This is a genomic window from Phenylobacterium sp., assembly GCF_037189685.1.
Classification (GTDB): Bacteria; Pseudomonadota; Alphaproteobacteria; order Caulobacterales; family Caulobacteraceae; genus Phenylobacterium.
Map to the genome: position 1 here is coordinate 1 of NZ_JBBCIT010000005.1, position 17478 is coordinate 17478.

At 69.6% G+C, this 17478-nt stretch carries 18 protein-coding genes and 1 pseudogene; 12 read left to right on the forward strand and 7 right to left on the reverse strand.

Going from position 1 to position 17478, the window contains the following annotated elements; translation table 11 throughout:
• From WG212_RS02665 to rpoH, 3 genes and pseudogenes are all read left to right on the forward strand, one after another.
• Window positions 1-216, forward strand: a pseudogene (locus WG212_RS02665) (RluA family pseudouridine synthase); the annotation flags it as partial.
• Window positions 213-884 (forward strand): hypothetical protein, encoded by a 672-nt coding sequence (locus tag WG212_RS02670; protein WP_337185519.1) that lies wholly within the window; start codon window positions 213-215, stop codon window positions 882-884. The pseudogene WG212_RS02665 and the gene WG212_RS02670, both read left to right, overlap by 4 nt.
• Window positions 885-1190: 306 nt before the next feature.
• Complete coding sequence (gene rpoH, locus WG212_RS02675) at window positions 1191-2078, forward strand: RNA polymerase sigma factor RpoH (RefSeq protein ID WP_337185520.1); 888 nt, start codon at window positions 1191-1193, stop codon at window positions 2076-2078.
• Window positions 2079-2153: 75 nt separating this feature from the next.
• On the opposite strand, the gene WG212_RS02680 is transcribed toward rpoH, so the two are convergent.
• Window positions 2154-3185, reverse strand: a complete 1032-nt coding sequence (locus tag WG212_RS02680) for an alpha/beta hydrolase fold domain-containing protein (protein WP_337185521.1) — start codon at window positions 3183-3185, stop codon at window positions 2154-2156.
• Window positions 3186-3567: 382 nt separating this feature from the next.
• Here WG212_RS02680 and WG212_RS02685 point away from each other — a divergent pair, with 382 nt between their 5' ends.
• From WG212_RS02685 to WG212_RS02725, 9 genes are all read left to right on the forward strand, one after another.
• Window positions 3568-4539, forward strand: a complete 972-nt coding sequence (locus WG212_RS02685; protein WP_337185522.1) for a hypothetical protein — start codon at window positions 3568-3570, stop codon at window positions 4537-4539.
• A 695-nt stretch (window positions 4540-5234) separates the two neighbouring features.
• Window positions 5235-5789, forward strand: a complete 555-nt coding sequence (locus tag WG212_RS02690; protein ID WP_337185523.1) for a F0F1 ATP synthase subunit delta — start codon at window positions 5235-5237, stop codon at window positions 5787-5789.
• Window positions 5790-5794: 5 nt separating this feature from the next.
• Window positions 5795-7327: a F0F1 ATP synthase subunit alpha gene (gene atpA / locus WG212_RS02695; protein WP_337185524.1), complete on the forward strand. Its 1533-nt coding sequence runs from the start codon at window positions 5795-5797 to the stop codon at window positions 7325-7327.
• Window positions 7328-7336: 9 nt separating this feature from the next.
• Window positions 7337-7972 carry a pseudaminic acid biosynthesis-associated methylase gene (locus tag WG212_RS02700; RefSeq protein ID WP_337185525.1) on the forward strand — a complete coding sequence of 212 codons (636 nt, stop codon included), beginning with the start codon at window positions 7337-7339 and terminating at the stop codon, window positions 7970-7972.
• A 7-nt stretch (window positions 7973-7979) separates the two neighbouring features.
• Window positions 7980-8852: a F0F1 ATP synthase subunit gamma gene (locus tag WG212_RS02705; RefSeq protein ID WP_337185526.1), complete on the forward strand. Its 873-nt coding sequence runs from the start codon at window positions 7980-7982 to the stop codon at window positions 8850-8852.
• Between the two features lie 19 nt (window positions 8853-8871).
• The gene (atpD, locus tag WG212_RS02710) at window positions 8872-10431 is read left to right on the forward strand and encodes a F0F1 ATP synthase subunit beta (RefSeq protein WP_337185527.1); all 1560 of its coding nucleotides are present in this window, start codon (window positions 8872-8874) and stop codon (window positions 10429-10431) included.
• A 4-nt stretch (window positions 10432-10435) separates the two neighbouring features.
• Window positions 10436-10699 (forward strand): ATP synthase F1 subunit epsilon, encoded by a 264-nt coding sequence (locus WG212_RS02715; RefSeq protein ID WP_337185528.1) that lies wholly within the window; start codon window positions 10436-10438, stop codon window positions 10697-10699.
• 116 nt (window positions 10700-10815) lie between these two features.
• The gene (locus tag WG212_RS02720) at window positions 10816-11481 is read left to right on the forward strand and encodes a hypothetical protein (RefSeq protein ID WP_337185529.1); all 666 of its coding nucleotides are present in this window, start codon (window positions 10816-10818) and stop codon (window positions 11479-11481) included.
• Window positions 11482-11612: 131 nt separating this feature from the next.
• The gene (locus WG212_RS02725; protein WP_337185530.1) at window positions 11613-11933 is read left to right on the forward strand and encodes a multidrug efflux SMR transporter; all 321 of its coding nucleotides are present in this window, start codon (window positions 11613-11615) and stop codon (window positions 11931-11933) included.
• Here the strand turns inward: WG212_RS02725 and WG212_RS02730 are convergent.
• The 6 genes from WG212_RS02730 to rlmH all read right to left on the reverse strand — a co-directional run bounded on the left by WG212_RS02730 (window position 11908) and on the right by rlmH (window position 17470).
• The gene (locus tag WG212_RS02730) at window positions 11908-12672 is read right to left on the reverse strand and encodes an alpha/beta hydrolase (protein WP_337185531.1); all 765 of its coding nucleotides are present in this window, start codon (window positions 12670-12672) and stop codon (window positions 11908-11910) included. The genes WG212_RS02725 and WG212_RS02730 overlap by 26 nt on opposite strands.
• A gap of 80 nt (window positions 12673-12752) precedes the next feature.
• Window positions 12753-13241, reverse strand: a complete 489-nt coding sequence (locus tag WG212_RS02735; protein WP_337185532.1) for an RNA pyrophosphohydrolase — start codon at window positions 13239-13241, stop codon at window positions 12753-12755.
• The gene (locus WG212_RS02740) at window positions 13238-14374 is read right to left on the reverse strand and encodes a divergent polysaccharide deacetylase family protein (RefSeq protein WP_337185533.1); all 1137 of its coding nucleotides are present in this window, start codon (window positions 14372-14374) and stop codon (window positions 13238-13240) included. Before WG212_RS02740 ends, WG212_RS02735 begins: the two co-directional genes overlap by 4 nt.
• Before the next feature lie 253 nt (window positions 14375-14627).
• Window positions 14628-16025: a S41 family peptidase gene (locus WG212_RS02745; RefSeq protein WP_337185534.1), complete on the reverse strand. Its 1398-nt coding sequence runs from the start codon at window positions 16023-16025 to the stop codon at window positions 14628-14630.
• A gap of 75 nt (window positions 16026-16100) precedes the next feature.
• Window positions 16101-17006 (reverse strand): peptidoglycan DD-metalloendopeptidase family protein, encoded by a 906-nt coding sequence (locus WG212_RS02750; RefSeq protein ID WP_337185535.1) that lies wholly within the window; start codon window positions 17004-17006, stop codon window positions 16101-16103.
• Window positions 17006-17470, reverse strand: coding sequence for a 23S rRNA (pseudouridine(1915)-N(3))-methyltransferase RlmH (gene rlmH, locus WG212_RS02755; protein WP_337185536.1), 465 nt, complete (start codon window positions 17468-17470; stop codon window positions 17006-17008). The genes WG212_RS02750 and rlmH overlap by 1 nt, the downstream gene beginning before the upstream one ends.
• Between the last annotated feature and the right edge of the window lie 8 nt (window positions 17471-17478).

A 17478-nucleotide genomic window follows, 5' to 3' on the forward strand; every position in this document is an offset into this window, starting at 1 on the left:
TCGCGGGGGGCGCCGATCCTGGGCGATCCGGTCTATGGCTCGGGCGCGCCAGCGGCGTCCGTGCGCGCCGCCGTCGCCGAATCCGGCTTGGCCCGCCAGGCCCTGCATGCCGCCGTCCTGGGCTTCGTCCACCCCGTCACCGGCGAGGCGCTGCGGTTCGAAAGCCCCCTGCCGCCCGACCTCGCCCGGCTGGAAGCGTTGCTGGAGGCGCTGTGAGATTCGCCGTGGTGGCCGCGGCGGCGATCCTGCTGGCGGCATGCGGGCCGGGCCCCATGCCTGAGCCTGCCCAGCCACCCGCCGCCGGCCTCGTGGCGTTGCCGTGCGATGGCCGGGGTGCGCTCCGCCCGGTCCACCGAACCTACTGCGCCCGCCATCGGCACTATGTGACCGGAACGGTGGCGGCCGTGCTTCGCGAGGCGGCCGAACGCCTGAACCGCCGTCACCCGGACGCCGCGATCCTCTACATGGAGGCCTCGTGGCCGCGGGGTGAAAAGCCCATGCCGCCCCACGTGAGCCACGGTGACGGCCGCCAGATCGATCTCGCGCTCTTCTACGAAACCCTCGACGGGCGGCCTCTGGCCAGACCCCCCACGGCGTCCGGCTACGGGGCCTTCGAGCCGCCGCGGCGCGAGTCCGAGCGCGTCTGCGTCCCGGACGGGGGCCATCACGACCGGCCGGACCCGCCCGCGGACCGGACCTGGCGGCTGGACGACGAACGCACGGCGGAACTCATCCGGTCGCTTTCGGCCGATCCGCGCGTCCGGCGCATCTTCGTGGAGCCGCACCTGAAGCAGCGCCTGGGGTTCGCGGCCGATCCCAAGGTCCGCTTCGCCGGCTGTGCGGTCGCCCGGCATGACGACCATCTCCACATCGACTTCCACTGAACTCCACGCCGCCGGCTCACGGCGCCCGGCTATGGCCACCGTGGTGTCAGCATTGCAGCGCATCTATCGAACGTATGAGAAACGGCGCCTTGTTGTCGCCATGGGCCAGGCGTAAAGTCCCACCATAGCAGTCGGACTTTTCGGGCCGCCGTCCTCCCCGCGGCCTACCGCAACCGCAGCCGGATACCTATCTGAAGCCTGCGGGGGCTGGAGAGGCCGCTCTTGCGCCGGTTCCGCAACGATCCGGGCGCATCGGCGGGCCGGATCGTCCCGGAGAGTAGAACCAGGGTTTCGAGGGGATAGTCCATGGCCGCGAACGCGATCGCCGTGATGTCGCCGGAAGGCGGTCTGAGCCGGTATCTGTCTGAGATTCGTAAGTTTCCCATGCTGGCCAAGGACCAGGAGTTCATGCTGGCCAAGCGCTGGCAGGAGCATCAGGACCCCGAGGCCGCCCATCAGCTCGTCACCAGTCACCTGCGCCTCGTGGCGAAGATCGCCATGGGCTACCGCGGCTACGGGCTGCCGATCGGCGAGGTGATCTCCGAGGGCAACGTGGGCCTTATGCAGGCGGTGAAGAAGTTCGACCCCGACAAGGGTTTCCGCCTGGCGACCTACGCGATGTGGTGGATCCGCGCCTCGATCCAGGAATACATCCTGCGGTCCTGGTCGCTCGTGAAGATGGGCACCACGGCGGCGCAGAAGAAGCTGTTCTTCAACCTGAGGAAGGCCAAGAGCGAGATCGCCGCCCTCCAGGAAGGCGATCTGCGGCCCGACCAGGTCAGCCAGATCGCCACCAAGCTGGGCGTTCTGGACGAGGAGGTGGTCAGCATGAACCGCCGCCTCGCAGGCGGCGACGCCAGCCTGAATGCGCCTCTGCGCGTCGATGGCGAGGCCGAGTGGCAGGACTGGCTGGTGGACGACCAGACCCCCAGCCAGGAGAGCGTGGTCGCCGACAATCAGGAGATGAACCTGCGCATGAGCCTCCTCGAGGAGGCCATGACCGAGCTCACCGACCGCGAGCGTCACATCCTGACCGAGCGGCGCCTGAAGGACGAGCCGACCACCCTCGAGGAGCTCGCCGCCGAATACGGCGTCAGCCGCGAGCGCGTGCGCCAGATCGAGGTCCGAGCGTTCGAGAAGCTCCAGAAGTCGATGCGCGCCGCCGCGACGGAGCGGAACCTGGTCGAGGCCTGAGACTCCTACCTCCCCCGTCGCTGCCGCGACGGGGGAGGTAAGGCGGTCCCCCTTCCCATGGCATGGGAAGGGTCGCTACTCCGTCGCGAAGCGGGCCAGGTCGGCGGCGGTGTCGCGGCTGAGGTCGGGGCAGGCGATGGAGAAGATCTCGGTCCCGTGGATCGTGCCCATCGCCTGGCGGCACCGCGCCGCCACGCCCGCCCGCACCAGCAGCCGGTAGAAGTTCACGCCCTCGTCGCGCAGCGGGTCGCACTCGTTCACGTGGATCACGGTGGGCGGGAAGCCGGCCACATCGGCCTCCACCGCGAAGGCGGGCCACGCCAGCGGATTCCGGGCCTCCAGCTCGCCGATCCCGTACGCCATCGCCCCGCGGTTGTTGTGCAGGTTGAGGAGGATGCCGTTGTTCTCGACCGACGAAGGGCAGTCGGGCGCGGGCCAGGCGCCGGCGATGTAGGGGCACATCGCATAGAGGCCCTTCACCAGGCCGATGTCGCCCTCGCGATTGAGCTTCAGGGTGGTGGCGATGGCCAGGTTGCCGCCGCCGCTCTCGCCCGCCACGACGATGCGCGCCGGGTCGATGCGGAGGGCCGCCGCGTTGGCCGCCGTCCACTTCAGCCCCGAGACGCAGTCGTTCAGCCCGGCGGGGAAGGGGGCGACCTCGGGCGCGGACGACGGCCTCAACGCATTGCGGAAGTCCACCATCACCACCGCCACGCCCCGCGCCGCGATGATCCGGCCCCAGGCGGTGTAGAGGCCGTTGAAGCACGACATGGTCTGCATGCCGCCGCCGTGGATGTAGTAGACGCACGGCAGCACGGCCTCGCTGTCGGGCCGGATGACCTGCAGCCGGATCGCATTGCCGTCGGGCTGGGATGTGATCGTCTCGGTCCAGGTCCTGAGGCCGGCCGAGGGTGCAGTCTGCTCGTTGTCGCAGGCCTGGAACAGGGCCGCCAGCGCCTGCTCGGCCGCCAGCGCCTGGGGCGTGTTGGCCGCCGCGATGAGGGCCTCGCGACTCTCGATGTCGCCCAGGGGCGCGGCGTCGGGGAGGCCGAATATGGCCTTGATCCGCGGGTCGATCCGCGGGTCGGCGACAAGCTTCGAGGTCATGGCGGATCGTCCCTGTTGCAGCGCGTCTTCGCCTGCGATCCACGGCCGGCGCCGGAGCGGAAGTCAAGGCGGCCTCTTTGCTGTGAGGCGCGACCCTGGCGTCCCCCTTCCTTCGGGCGGGGCGTTCAACCGCGGAGATCGCAGAGATACGCGGAGGATGCCGAGGCCGCGCGAGCTCTCTGCGCATCCCTGCGATCTCCGCGGTTCATGAATGGCGGCGGCTCCGCCGCCTATCAGGCCATAGGCGATCACCCCGCCCGCAAAGGGGAGGGGCGCGTGGCTCGATCACTGTGAGAGACGCCCCAGGGCGCCTGCGTCAGAATCGGACGTACTCCCCGGCGCGGGCGTTTCGCTCATCCATGATGTTCCCTATATGTTCCGAATGCCCTACGATCCCGCCCGCGCACCCTGGCTGAAGCTCGAGGTCCTCGACCGGCATCGGGCCGGCGAGACGCTGAAGGCGATCTGCGCCGACGGCCACATGCCCTGCACGCGGCTGGTCGGGGTGTGGCAGAGGCAGGACCCGTGGTTCCGGGACGAGATGGCCAGCGCCAAGATCGTCTGCCGCCACCGCCGGCGATGGATGTTCGAGCCGGCGGTCGCGAAGGAATACGTCGACAGGCTGAGCGCGGGCGAGACCGTGGCGAGCCTGCGCCGCGACCCGCGCATGCCGAGCCGGGCAAGGCTGCGTGTCTGGCGGTCGGCCGACCCTGATTTCGCTGCGGCGGTCTGGCGGGTGGTGGAGGCCCGGGCGGGCGACCGCGACGTGCGGCTGCGGCATCGCCGCCGCGACTTCGACCGCCGCATCGCCGACCGCATCCTGGTGGGCCTGCATCGCGGCCAGCGGCTCGGTGACATCCTGGCCTCGGATGCGGAGGCGCCCTGCTATGCGATCCTGCGGCGCTGGCGCCGCCAGAATCCCGAGTTCGACCGCAGCGTGCGCGGCCTCGTCCGGGCCTGGAGCCGCCTGCGCCCGGCCGAGCGGGAGCGCAGGCGCATGCTGGCGGCCGCCGGGGAGGTCGGCCTCCGCATGGCCGCCCACGGGCTCTCGCTGGCGCAGGTCGCCGCCCAGCCGGATACGCCGGGCCGAAGCTCCCTCTACCGCTGGATCGACCGCCATCCCGAGTTCGCGGACGCCGTCTGGCGAGGATGCCTGGATCGCGACGACTGGCACATGGACCGGATGCTGGCCCTGGCCGAGACGGCGGTCCCGGGCGCCGTGACAGAGGTTCGCCGGCGCATGGCCCCGCACGAGGCCGCCGTCAACCGCGCCGTCAGGAACCGCCCCGGCAAGCGCGCGCTCGCCGCCGCCGACAGCCCCGCCGCCCGCGCCCTGAAGGCCCGCAGCGCTTAGCTTCCTCTCCCGCGCCGTGGGAGAGCTGTCTCTGGAACCGCGAACGGACGTGAAAGGCATGTGCGGCGCGCCAGCGCCCCGAAGACCACCGCCAAGACGCCAAGAGCGCTAAGGCGTCGGCGCCGACCCCGCGGGGCCTCTTGGCGGCCTTGGCGTCTTGGCGGTGGTCTTCCGCGCCTGCGGCGCGCCTCTTCGCGTTCGTTCGCGTCCGTTCGATGGGCGCGCACGGCGCCGTCTGCGCGCGCCCGGCGGTTGACAAACTTTGCCAACGGCCGATCGCTGCCTGATTGGGCTATACGGGAGCGCGGGGATATCGGCCCCCCGGTGAGGCTTCACCCTTACAGGGCGCATATAGGGCGCATCTGATCGTCTACGAGATCGATGAGGGCGATGTGGTCGTCCTCCGCGTTCGGCACGGCCGCGGGGATTGGCAGAGTTCTCCGAGAGGCTTGGGGTGACGTCGCCATTCCCAAGGCCATGCCTGACAAAACGTCATCTCTGCGCCGCCCCGACGCGGCGTCAGCCTCCGCCGTCGGTTGCGACGCACAACATCGCGTGCTAGTAGGCGCGCGGCTTTGGATCGGGGGTTCTTTCGAGCCCCGAGCCTGTGTGCTTTTTTCAAGCGCTTTCAAGCCTTTAGTCGCAGCGGGGCGCCTCGCTTGCGGCGTTACGCAACGCGACCCGGGCGGATTATAGTGGCGGACGACTCTTCTCTGTCGAATGTGGGCTCCAGATACGCGCAGGCCCTGTTCGATCTGGCGACCGAACAGAATCAGGTATCGGCCGTCGAGGGCGACCTGAAATCCCTGAAGGCCGCGATCGCGGATTCCAAGGATCTGCGGACGCTTCTGGCCTCGCCGGCCTTCGGTTCCGAGGACAAGGCCAAGGGCCTCGTCGGCATCGGCGCCAAGGCCAAGTTCAGCATGACGACGCTGAAGTTCCTGGGCCTCCTGGCCTCGAACGGCCGCGGCTCGGCCCTGCCGGCCGTGATCGCCGCCTACGAGAAGCTGTCGGCCGAGGCCCGCGGCGCCGTGTCGGCCGAGGTGACCACCGCCGTTCCGCTCTCGGCCGCCCAGGCCAAGGGCGTGGCCGCCGCCCTGCGCCAGGCGCTGGGCAAGGACCCCGAAATCTCGACCCGCGTCGATCCGGCCCTGTTGGGCGGGATCAAGGTGAAGGTCGGCTCCCGCCTCTTCGACGCTTCGCTGAAGTCGAAGCTCGACTCCCTGAAATTCGCCCTCAAGAGAGCGTAAGACCCATGGACATCCGCGCCGCCGAAATCTCGGCCATCCTCAAGTCCCAGATCGCCAACTTCGGCGAGGAAGCCGACGTCTCGGACGTGGGCTCGGTGCTGAGCGTGGGCGACGGCATCGCCCGCGTGTACGGCCTCGACAACGTCCAGGCCGGTGAAATGGTCGAGTTCCCGGCCGCCGGCGTGAAGGGCATGGCCCTGAACCTCGAACGCGACAACGTCGGCGTCGTGATCTTCGGCGAGGACCGCGCCATCAAGGAAGGCGACGAGGTCCGCCGCCTGAGCGAGATCGTGGACGTGCCGGTGGGCAAGGGCCTGCTGGGCCGCGTCGTCAATCCGCTGGGCGAGCCGATCGATGGCAAGGGCCCGATCCAGAACGTGGCCGAACGCCGCCGCGTGGACGTGAAGGCGCCGGGCATCATCCCGCGCAAGTCGGTGCATGAGCCGGTGCAGACGGGCCTCAAGGCCATCGACACCCTGATCCCGATCGGCCGCGGCCAGCGCGAACTGGTCATCGGCGACCGCCAGACCGGCAAGACCGCCGTGGCGATCGACACCATCCTGAACCAGAAGGCGATCAACGCCGGCGACGACGAGAGCGCCAAGCTCTACTGCATCTACGTCGCCATCGGCCAGAAGCGCTCGACCGTGGCCCAGATCGTCAAGACGCTCGAGGAGCGCGGCGCCCTGGACTACACCATCGTGGTCTCGGCCACGGCGTCGGAGCCGGCCCCGCTGCAGTTCCTGGCCCCCTTCGCTGGCTGCGCCATGGGCGAGTGGTTCCGCGACAACGGCATGCACGCCGTGATCATCTACGACGACCTCTCCAAGCAGGCCGTCGCCTACCGCCAGATGTCGCTGCTGCTGCGCCGCCCGCCGGGCCGCGAAGCCTATCCGGGCGACGTGTTCTACCTGCACTCCCGCCTGCTGGAGCGCGCGGCGAAGCTGAACGAGGACAACGGCGCGGGTTCGCTGACTGCGCTGCCGGTCATCGAGACCCAGGCCAACGACGTGTCGGCCTACATCCCGACCAACGTGATCTCGATCACCGACGGCCAGATCTTCCTCGAGACCGACCTGTTCTTCCAGGGCATCCGCCCCGCCGTGAACGTGGGTATTTCGGTGAGCCGCGTGGGCTCGTCGGCGCAGATCAAGGCGATGAAGGCCGCGTCCGGCCCGATCAAGGGCGAGCTGGCCCAGTATCGGGAAATGGCCGCCTTCGCGAAGTTCGGTTCGGACCTGGACGCCGCCACCCAGCGCATGCTGGCGCGCGGCGAGCGCCTGACCGAGCTGCTGAAGCAGCCCCAGTACGCGCCGCTGGCCGTCGAGGAGCAGGTGGCGGTGGTCTATGCCGGCACCCGCGGCTACCTCGACAAGGTCCCGACCGCCCAGGTCGGCCGCTTCGAGCGCGAGCTGCTGGCGCACCTGCACGCCAAGCACCAGGGCCTGCTGGACGAGATCCGCACCAAGAAGGACCTGGGGCCGGTTGAGGATCGCCTCAAGTCGGCCTTGGCCGCCTTCGCGGACACCTTCGCCTAGGGACGATCGGTGGCCGACTCCTCCAACCCCAAGGCGCTGGGAGCCTGGTCAGGCGACTTCGGCGATCGGTACACGGAGCGCAACGCCGCTTCGGCCGACGCCGTTCGCGGCCGTGCGCGCGTCTGGGGCGAGGTGTTCCGCTCGATCGTCGGCGACATGCCGACGAGCGCCATCGAGGTCGGCCCCAACGTGGGCCTGAACCTGCGGGGCATCCGCGCGCTCGCCGACATGGAGCTGTGGGGCATCGAGCCGAACCCGGCCGCCCGCGAGCGCCTGGTGGCCGACGGCGTCCTGCCGGCCGATCGCGTCATCGAGGGCTTCGGCCACGAGATCCCGCTGGCCGACGGCGCGGTCGAGATGGCCTTCACGGCCGGTGTCCTGATCCACGTCGATCCCAGCCTGCTGGAGAGGACGATGCGCGAGATTCATCGCGTCTCGTCCAAGTACGTGTTCTGCGCCGAGTATTTCTCGCCGAAGCCCGAGACGATCACCTATCGTGGCGAAACGGACCTTCTGTTCAAGAACGACTTCGGTTCGCTCTATCTCGACAATTTTCCCGACCTGAAGCTGGTCGATTACGGGTTCTTCTGGAGACGGACGACCGTAATGGACGACAGCACCTGGTGGTTATTTAGGAAGGCCTGAGAGGCGTATGGCCAGCGTCAAGGAGATGCGCAATCGGATCTCTGCGGTGAAATCCACCCAGAAGATCACGAAGGCGATGCAGATGGTGGCGGCGGCCAAGTTGCGCCGCGCGCAGAACGCCGCGCAGGATTCGCGCCCGTACGCCCAGCGCATGGCGTCGGTGATCGCCAACCTCGCCGCCGGCGTCAGCGGCGACGGCGCGCCCAAGCTTCTGGTCGGCACGGGATCCGACCAGCGGCAGCTGGTGATCATCGCCACATCGGACCGGGGTCTGGCGGGGGGCTTCAACACCTCGATCGTCCGGGCGGCGCGCCAGCACGTCGACGGTCTGCTGGCCGCCGGCAAGGACGTGAAGATCATCGCCGCCGGCCGCAAGGCCCGCGACCAGCTCCGCCGGCTGCACGCCCAGCGGCTGGTCGAGACCTATGAGGTGGGCGCGAACCCTTCGCTGACCGTCGCCGAAGAGATTTCGCAGAAGGTCCAGGCCCTGTTCGAGGCCGGCGAGATCGACGTGGTCACGCTGTTCTTCAGCGAGTTCAAGTCGGTGGTCACCCAGACGCCTACCGCGCGCCAGCTCATCCCGGCCGAAGTGGCCGTCGGGGCGCCGCCCATCGATCTGAAGGGCGCGGCCTACGAATACGAACCGGACGAGGCCGCGATCCTGTCGGACCTGCTGCCACGCAACATCACGACCCAGATCTTCTCCGCCATGCTGGAGAACCAGGCCGGCTTCTTCGCCGCCCAGATGACGGCGATGGACAACGCCACCCGCAACGCCGGCGACATGATCGCCAGCCTCACCCTGCAGATGAACCGTGCACGCCAGGCGCAGATCACCAAGGAGCTGATCGAGATCATCTCCGGCGCCGAAGCGATCTAGCCTTACGAGAGAGTTGGACATGGCCACCACCACCGCGAAGAAGCCCGCCGCCAAGGCCCCCGCGAAGGCTCCCGCCAAGCGCGCGCCCGCCAAGGCCGCCGCCGCGCCCAAGGCGACCGTCACCACCGGCGCCGCCACCGGCAAGCTGGTTCAGATCATCGGCGCCGTCGTCGACGTCGAGTTCGAAGGCCACCTGCCCGCGATCCTGAGCGCGCTGGAGACCACCAACACCGACCAGCGGACGGGCGAGACCTTCCGTCTCGTGCTGGAAGTGGCCCAGCACCTGGGCGAGAACACCGTCCGCGCCATCGCCATGGACACCACCGAGGGCCTGACCCGCGGCCAGCCGGTGGTCGACACCGGCAAGCCGATCACCGTGCCGGTCGGCCCGGCCTGCCTGGGTCGGATCATGAACGTTGTGGGCGACCCCATCGACGAAGCCGGCCCGATCGCGCTGACGCACACGAGCGCCATCCACCGCGAAGCGCCCAGCTTCGCCGAGCAGTCGACCTCGGCCGAAGTGCTCGTCACCGGCATCAAGGTCATCGACCTGCTCTGCCCCTACACCAAGGGCGGCAAGATCGGCCTGTTCGGCGGCGCCGGCGTGGGCAAGACGGTGACCATGCAGGAGCTGATCAACAACATCGCCAAGGCCTACGGCGGTTACTCCGTGCTGGCCGGCGTGGGTGAGCGGACCCGCGAAGGGAACGACCTCTACCACGAGATGATCGAGTCCAAGGTGAACGTGGACCCGAAGGAGAACAACGGCTCGACCGAAGGCTCGAAGTGCGCCCTGGTCTACGGCCAGATGAACGAACCCCCGGGCGCCCGCGCCCGCGTGGCCCTGACCGGCCTGGCCCAGGCGGAGTACTTCCGCGACCAGGAAGGCAAGGACGTGCTGCTGTTCATCGACAACATCTTCCGCTTCACCCAGGCGGGTTCGGAAGTGTCGGCGCTGCTCGGCCGCATCCCCTCGGCCGTGGGCTATCAGCCCACCCTGGCCACCGAGATGGGCAACCTGCAGGAACGCATCACCTCGACCTCGAAGGGCTCGATCACCTCGGTGCAGGCCATCTACGTGCCCGCCGACGACCTGACCGACCCGGCGCCGGCCACGTCGTTCGCCCACCTGGACGCGACCACCGTGCTGAGCCGCGACATCGCCGCCCAGGCCATCTTCCCGGCCGTGGACCCGCTGGACTCCACCTCGCGGATCATGGACCCGCTGGTGATCGGCGAGGAGCACTACAACGTCGCCCGCCGCGTGCAGGAGACCCTGCAGCAGTACAAGGCGCTGAAGGACATCATCGCCATCCTGGGCATGGACGAGCTGTCGGAAGAGGACAAGCTGATCGTGGCCCGCGCCCGGAAGATCCAGCGCTTCCTGTCGCAGCCCTTCCACGTGGCCGAACAGTTCACCAACACGCCCGGCGTGCTGGTGAGCCTCGAAGACACCATCCGCTCGTTCAAGGCGCTGGTGGACGGCGAGTACGATCACCTGCCCGAGCCGGCCTTCTACAACGTCGGCAACATCGAAGACGCGGTCCGCAAGGCCGAGCAGCTCGCCGCGGAAGCCTGAGGCGATGGCCGGGAAACTCAACTTCTCCCTCGTGTCGCCGGAACGCGAGCTCTTCAACGGGCTCGTGGACCAGGTGGACGCACCGGGCTCCGAGGGCGACTTCGGGGTCCTGGCGGGCCACGCGCCGTTCATGACGGCGCTGAAGGAGGGACCGGTCCGCGTCTACAACGGCGGTGCGGTGACCACCTACGACGTGCGCGGCGGCTTCGCCGACGTGACCCCGGAGGGCCTGACCATCCTCGCGGAGCATGCCGTGGAAGCCATCTGACGGGCCAACTAACAGGCACGTGAATTCACCGCCGTAATTTGGCCGCCCGGAGGCCTTGCCTCCGGCGCCTCGGTCAAGTTTCATGCCGGCCGAAAGTCGCCAGGGGATCGAAGTTGATGCGTCTTGCTCTCTCCAGTCTGATCGTCGCCGCGGGTCTTGCGACTGCGGCGCAGGCACAGGATCCCGTCGAGCAGCCCGCGCCGCCTCCGGCCGCCGAGCCGGCTCCCGCCGCCGCCCCGGAACCGGCGCCGCAACCCGCCCCGGAGCCGGCCCCGGCGCCGGAGCCGCCGCCGCCCCTGCCGACCAGCGGCTACGGCTTCGAGGCGATCCAGGTGGTGGAGAAGATCTGCCGGCCCGCCGTCCGCGGCCAGTCCCTGGAAGATCTGGCCAAGTCGCAGGGTTTCAAGCTGAACCGGCGCGAGCAGACCTGGGCCAAGCCGTTCGGCGGCGAGGGCCGGAACTATCAGGTGATCCTGTATCCTTCCGGCTCGAACAAGTCGGTGTGCATGGCCGACTTCCGCTTCCCGACCGGGAAGGAAGAGGAAATCGCCAAGGCGTTCAACGTCTGGGCCTTCGTCCAGGAACCGCCCCTGGACCCGACCGCCAACTACACCCAGCCCCAGGACCCCGACGGCCTGAAGCGCGTGCGTCGCTCCTGGGAGTACCTGACGGCCACTCAGTCTATCGGCCTGAATTTCTCGACGGTCCGCAACCCGGACGACTCCCAGGTCAACAAGAACTACGACCTGGCCACGGTCCAGTACCAGGAACGTTCGTTCTGACGTCCTGACCGACGCTGTGGTCGCCCTGACGAAAGCCGGGGCGACCTTCATCCGCGAGGCCACGTCCTCGCCGCGTACATCCGACGCGCTTCAAGTCCGGGACGGCCCGGCCCTTTCGAGAGGAGGGCCGGATGGCCTGGGTCATGCTTTTCATCGCCGGATTGCTGGAAGTGGTCTGGGCCTACTTCATGAAGCAGTCCGAGGGCTTCACGCGCCCCGGTGCGTCCGCGATCACGCTGGTGGCGATGATCGCCAGCTTCGGCCTGCTGGCGGCGGCGATGCGGAGCCTGCCGCTCGGGGTCGCCTACATGATCTGGACCGGGATCGGCGCCGTGGGCGCCTTCATCGTCGGCGTGATGGTGCTGGGCGAGCAGGCGGGTGCGATGCGGATGGCGGCGGCGGCCCTGATCGTGGGCGGCCTGGTCCTCATGAAGCTGTCGACGCCGAACTGACCCGCACCTGATCCAGCCAGTCCAGGGCGATGGCGGCCACGTCCTCCCAGCCCTCTTCGCCGATCAGCCAGTGACTCATGCCGGGCATGACGCGGAAGGTCGCGCCGATGCGCGTGGCGGTCTGGCGGACGGTGAGGGCGGGATGGACGACGTCCCGGTCCCCGGCGATCGCCAGCGATGGCATGGGCAGGGGGCCGACGCCGACGCTGGTGGTCATGAAGGGATCGAGCCACCAGTTCAGCACCTCGCGCACCGCGCGACCGCTTTCGGGGCGCAGGCGTGCGAGGATGGCGTCGCGCCGCGCCTTGGGCGTGCGGTCCAGGCTGTGGTGCCGCATCAGGTGGCGATCCGGCGAAACGCTCCCGGCCCAGAACGGATCGGCCAGATGCACGCCGAAGGCGGTGATCGCTTCCTCGAGGGTCGATCCCGTGATTCCCCAGGGCGGCGACGGGGCGAGCAGGACCAGGGCGCGGGCGGCCACGCGCCGCGCCGCGAGCTGGGTCACCAGTCCGCCCATCGAGTGACCCAGGAGCACCGGAGGCTCGGGGAGTTCCGCGACCAGGCGGGCGAGGTCGCGCGCATAGTCCGACATCGAGAGGCCCGCCACCGATCCGCCTTCGGCGTGACCCGGGAGGTCGGGACTCAGCACCGTCCAGCCGCGCGCCTCGAACGGCTCCCGGAAGGCGTCGAAGGCCCATCCGCCGCAGAAGGCGCCATGCGTCATGACGATGGTCGACATCGAAAGCTCCCGCGGCCCCTGGAGCTCCCCCTGGCCCCAGGGGTCATCTTACCGCGATCGGCTGCGCGTCGATGCAGGATTCAACCCTTGGGCGGTTTGGCCGCAAAGGCCGCGAACGCCTCGGCCACCGCGGCGTAGGCCTGACGTTTGAAGGGAACGATGAGGCCTGGCGCTTCGGCGAGATAGGCCCAGCGCCAGGCCTCGAACTCGGGCTCACCGTGCGCCTCGAGGTCGAAGTCGGCCTCGACGCCGTCGAACCGGAAGGCGAACCACACCTGCTTCTGGCCCCTGAACCCGCGCGCGGATTTCGAACTCGCGTAGTCCTGCGGGAAGTCATACAGGATCCACCCGTCGGTCCGGCCCAGATAGGTCGCTCGGTCGACCCCCGTCTCCTCGGCGAGTTCGCGTCGGGCGGCCGTTTCCAGGTCCTCGCCCGGATCGACTCCGCCTTGCGGGAACTGCCAGTTGTGAGGCGGCGGCGTCGCCTTCCGCCGGCCCAGCCAGACGCGGCCGTCGGGGTGGAACAGGACGATGCCGACATTCGGCCTGTAGCCGGGCGCATCCATCATCTGCGGGTCGTCAGCGCAGACGCGGGTGCGAGCTGGTAGCCGCGCTGCTCGACTTCGGCCGCCCAGGTCGCCACCTTCTCCAGGGTGACGGGATAGGCGAAACCGGCTCCCAGGGCCTGGCCGCGCTGCAGGGCGCCGGCTTCGAGCGCGAGGAGTTGCTGGTCGATGGCCGCCGGCGAGAGCTTGTCGTCGATCACCCGTTCGGCGCTGGCGCGCGGCATGCCGCCGCCGCGCCGGGCGGCCGATCCGTCGTCGATGAAGGCCAGCCCCCGGCCGCGCACCGAGTTGGCGAAGGCGTCGTAGGCCGGCTCGCTCGCCAGGAAGCGCGAGCCCAGGTAGTTGGTCAGGCCGAAGTAGCCGGTGGCGCGCGACAGGATCCACTCCAGGCGCTTGACGGTCTCGGGGGGCTGGGCGTCGGCCATCAGCGTATAGGGGCCGGGATCGTTGTCGGGATAGTCCACCGGCTCCATCGGCGTCTCGATCAGCACCTCGTGGCCACGGGCGCGGGCCATGTCGATCCAGCCCTGAAGGCCCTCGGCGTAGACCACGAACGAGAGCGTGATTTCGGGACGCAAGGTCTCGATGGCCTGGCGGGTGGCGCGCGCGTTCAGGCCCAGGCCGCCGATCACCAGCGACACCTTGGGCCGGCCATTGGGGGCGAACGGCCGCGCATAGGCCTGGGCGGGCGTGCGGCCGTCCTGGGCGATGATCGGGAGCCGCCCGGCGGGGCCGGGCGCGAAGAAGCCGGCGATCGGCGCGGCCGGAAGCGCCGTTCCGGCGTGCGACGGGGCGGCGGCCTCTCCCGTAGGCTCGCTCCAGCCGGCCGCGGAGTCGGGCGCCAGCGGGCGCTCGGACAGCCTCACCACGTCCTTGGCGATCAGGGGGACCGCCGGGGCGGTCTTCAGGGTTTCACGCCAGCCTGCGGGGGCGGCGCTCAGGGCGGGGGCCAGCGGAATGCGCACCGAGACGCCGTCGTCCCCCGGGGCCGCCAGCAGATGGACGACGGCCGCCAGGGCGCCCGCGAACACCACCGCCGCCGCGCCCAGGCCCGCGACGGGACTCTTCGCCAGGGCGGCGAGATCCGGCCGGGGGAGCTTGGGTGTCTTCAATCGTGGCAGGGCGATCGTGGCCAAGGGGGAAGTCTCCTCGCCGCCGAGCCTGGGCCAACAGGGTTAACGCGGGCTTTCGGACAGGCTGACGTGGCGCCCGGATGCCGGGTCCCCTCGCCAGGTGCGATCGCGCATCGCCAGGAGGCATGCCCTCCGCCGAGGCCGGCTGGCGTTTCCCCGACAGGCCGGCCGGGTTTGAGCCCGGCCATCGACATGCCCTGTTCGGCGAACGCGTTACACCAAGTCGGCGGATACTGGGGCCGCGATCGCCGGGCGCCTATTTCGGCGCGACGACCGGCGCAGGAGGCTTGGCTTCGGCGACGCGGGACTTGTTGACGATCTCGGCCATCCGCGCCGTGGGCTTGGGCAGCTTGGGCGTGGCCGCGACCGAACCGTGCTTCAGCACATCCATGGCCCGGGCGACCTGGAAGTCCTTCTTCTCGTCGAAGTCCTCGGGCGGCGCCTCGGCCGGCTCGTGCGCCCCACGGCGGACCTTGCCCTCGTCGGCGTTCAGCGCGTTGCGGAACGAGGCCTCGGAGAACTGGTAGGCGCGGTTGGCGATGAGCTGGGCCTCCTCGCGGGTCAGGGCCACTTCGAGGTCGGGCTCGATTCCGGTCTTCTGGATGGAGCGTCCCGACGGCGTGTAGTAGCGCGCCGTGGTCAGCTTCAGCGCCCCGTCGATGCCGCCGCGCAGCGGGATCACGGTCTGCACCGATCCCTTGCCGAAGCTGGTGGTGCCGACGACCTCGGCGCGTTTGCGGTCCTGCAACGCGCCGGCGACGATCTCGGAGGCGGAGGCCGAGCCCGAGTTGATCAGCACCACGATCGGCAGGCCGCCGGTGATATCGCCCGTGCGGGCGTTGTAGCGCTCGATGTCGCGCGGGTCGCGACCGCGCTGGCTGACGATCTCGCCGTTCTCCAGGAACAGGTCGGAGACGCCCACGGCCTGGTCCAGGAGGCCGCCGGGATTGTTCCGCAGGTCGAGGATCAGCCCCTTCATGTTGGGGTTCTGGGCCTTGAGCTCGGCGAAGGCCTTCTCGGTCTCGTCGGTGGTCTTCTCGTTGAAGCTGCCGACGCGCAGGACGCCGTAGTCGCCTTCCAGCCGGGCGGTGGCGGACTTGGGCTTGATGACCTCGCGGACCAGCTTCACGTCGAACGGGTCGGATTTCTCGCGCGCGATGGTCAGGGTGACGGGCTCGCCCGGGCGGCCGCGCATCTGCTTCACCGCCTCGGTGACGGTGAGGCCCAGCACGCTCTGGCCGTTGACGGACGTGATGTAGTCGCCGGCCTTGATCCCCGCGCGGAAGGCGGGCGTGCCGTCCATCGGCGAGATCACCTTGACCACGCCGTCCTCGCTGGTGACCTCGATGCCCAGGCCGCCGTATTCGCCGCGCGTCTGGTCGCGCATGTCGTCGAAGTCCTCGGGCTTGAGGTAGCCCGAGTGCGGGTCGAGCGAGGTCAGCATGCCGTCGATCGCCGACTGGATCAGCTTGGTGTCGTCCACCTCGGTCACGTACTGGTTCTCGACCGTGTTCAGCACGTCGCCGAACAGGCCCAGCATCCGGTAGGTCTTGGCGCGCGGCTGGGACGAGGCGATCGCCTGCTGGCTGACGTAGGCCATGGATCCGGCGCCGAGCACGAACGCCGACGCACCGATCAGAAGGTACTTCTTCATAGCCTGGCTCAAACTCCCTGACGCGGCCTGGGACCGCCCTTGGAGCAGACTGAGTGGACGGTTTTGAGGCCGTTTTCAGCCCACACGCTTACGCATCCATTTCATCGGATCGACAGGCGACCCCTGCTCGCGGACCTCGAGGTAGATCTCGGCGGCCGATTGTCGGCCATCCGGGGCCCAGCCGACAGGTTGACCTTCCGCGACGGATTGTCCGACCTGAACCGACGTTCGCTCGAGACCAGCAAGCACCAAATGGTATCCCCCGGCTAGTCTTAATATCAGGATGACGCCCCAGCCTTTTACCGGGCCGGCGTATTGGACGACGCCGGTGGCGGGGCTGACCGTCCGGGCGCCCGGTTCTGCGGCGAAGGTGAGGCCGTTGGCCCGCCCGCCCCCGGCGATCGGCTCGCCGAAGCGGCGCTGGACCGCCCCGTCCACGGGCGGCGCCAACCGGGCCGGGGGGACGAGGACGACCGTGTCGTTCGCCATCCTTCCGCGCAGGGCCAGCCCGGCGTCGTCGCGCGCCTCGGGCAGCGCTTCGGCGGCCAGGCTGTCGGCCTCGAACAGCGCGGCGCTCTGGACGGCGGCCAGACGGCGCTGGCGCATCACCTCCCCGGCGTCGCGGGCGTAGCCGCGGGCGCGGGCCTCCAGTTCGGGGGTGATGGCCTTCACGAGGATGGCGGCGCGCACGGCCGACTTGGCGTCGTCGGGCGAGACGACCAGGGCCGGCGGCGGGTCGCGCTTGAGCTGCTCCAGCACCGACAGCAGGCGCGAGAGCCGGTGCATGTTGACCCCCTGGTCGACCGACAGCGCCGTTTCCTCGGCGTGCAGCCGCTCGAGCCGCGGCGGGGTGGTGGCGTAGGCGCCCCCGCCCGCGAAGAACGCGCCTGCCAGGAGCGCGCCCCCCGCGACCACGCCCCCCGAGATCAGGCCACCCGCGATCAGGCCCAACGTCCCGCCGAAGATCAGAAAACGCCGCATCAATCCCGATGATACGGTGATCCGCCCAGAATGGAGACAGCGCGGTAGATCTGTTCCGCGAGCATCGCGCGGGCCAGCGCGTGCGGCCAGGTCTGGGGCCCGAAGGCCATGACCCCGCCCGCGCGCGCGACCAGGCCGGGGTCCAGCCCGTCGGCCCCGCCGATCAGGAACACCAGCCGCCGCACGCCGCGGTCGCGCAGGCCTTCGATCTCGGCGGCGAAGGCGCGGCTGGCGCGTGGCTTCCCGCGTTCGTCGCAGGCGATCACATGGCTGTCGACCAGGTGGGCCGAGAGCGCCTCGGCCTCGGCCGCCTTGCCGGGCTTCTTCGCCTCGACCTCCACCACCTCCACCGGTCCCAGGGCCAGCGCCCGGCCCGCGACCGTGGCCCGTTCGGCATAGAGCTTCACGAGTTCGGTCTCGGGCGAGCGGGCCAGGCGGCCGATGGCGACGATGGCGATCTTCACACCCCTCC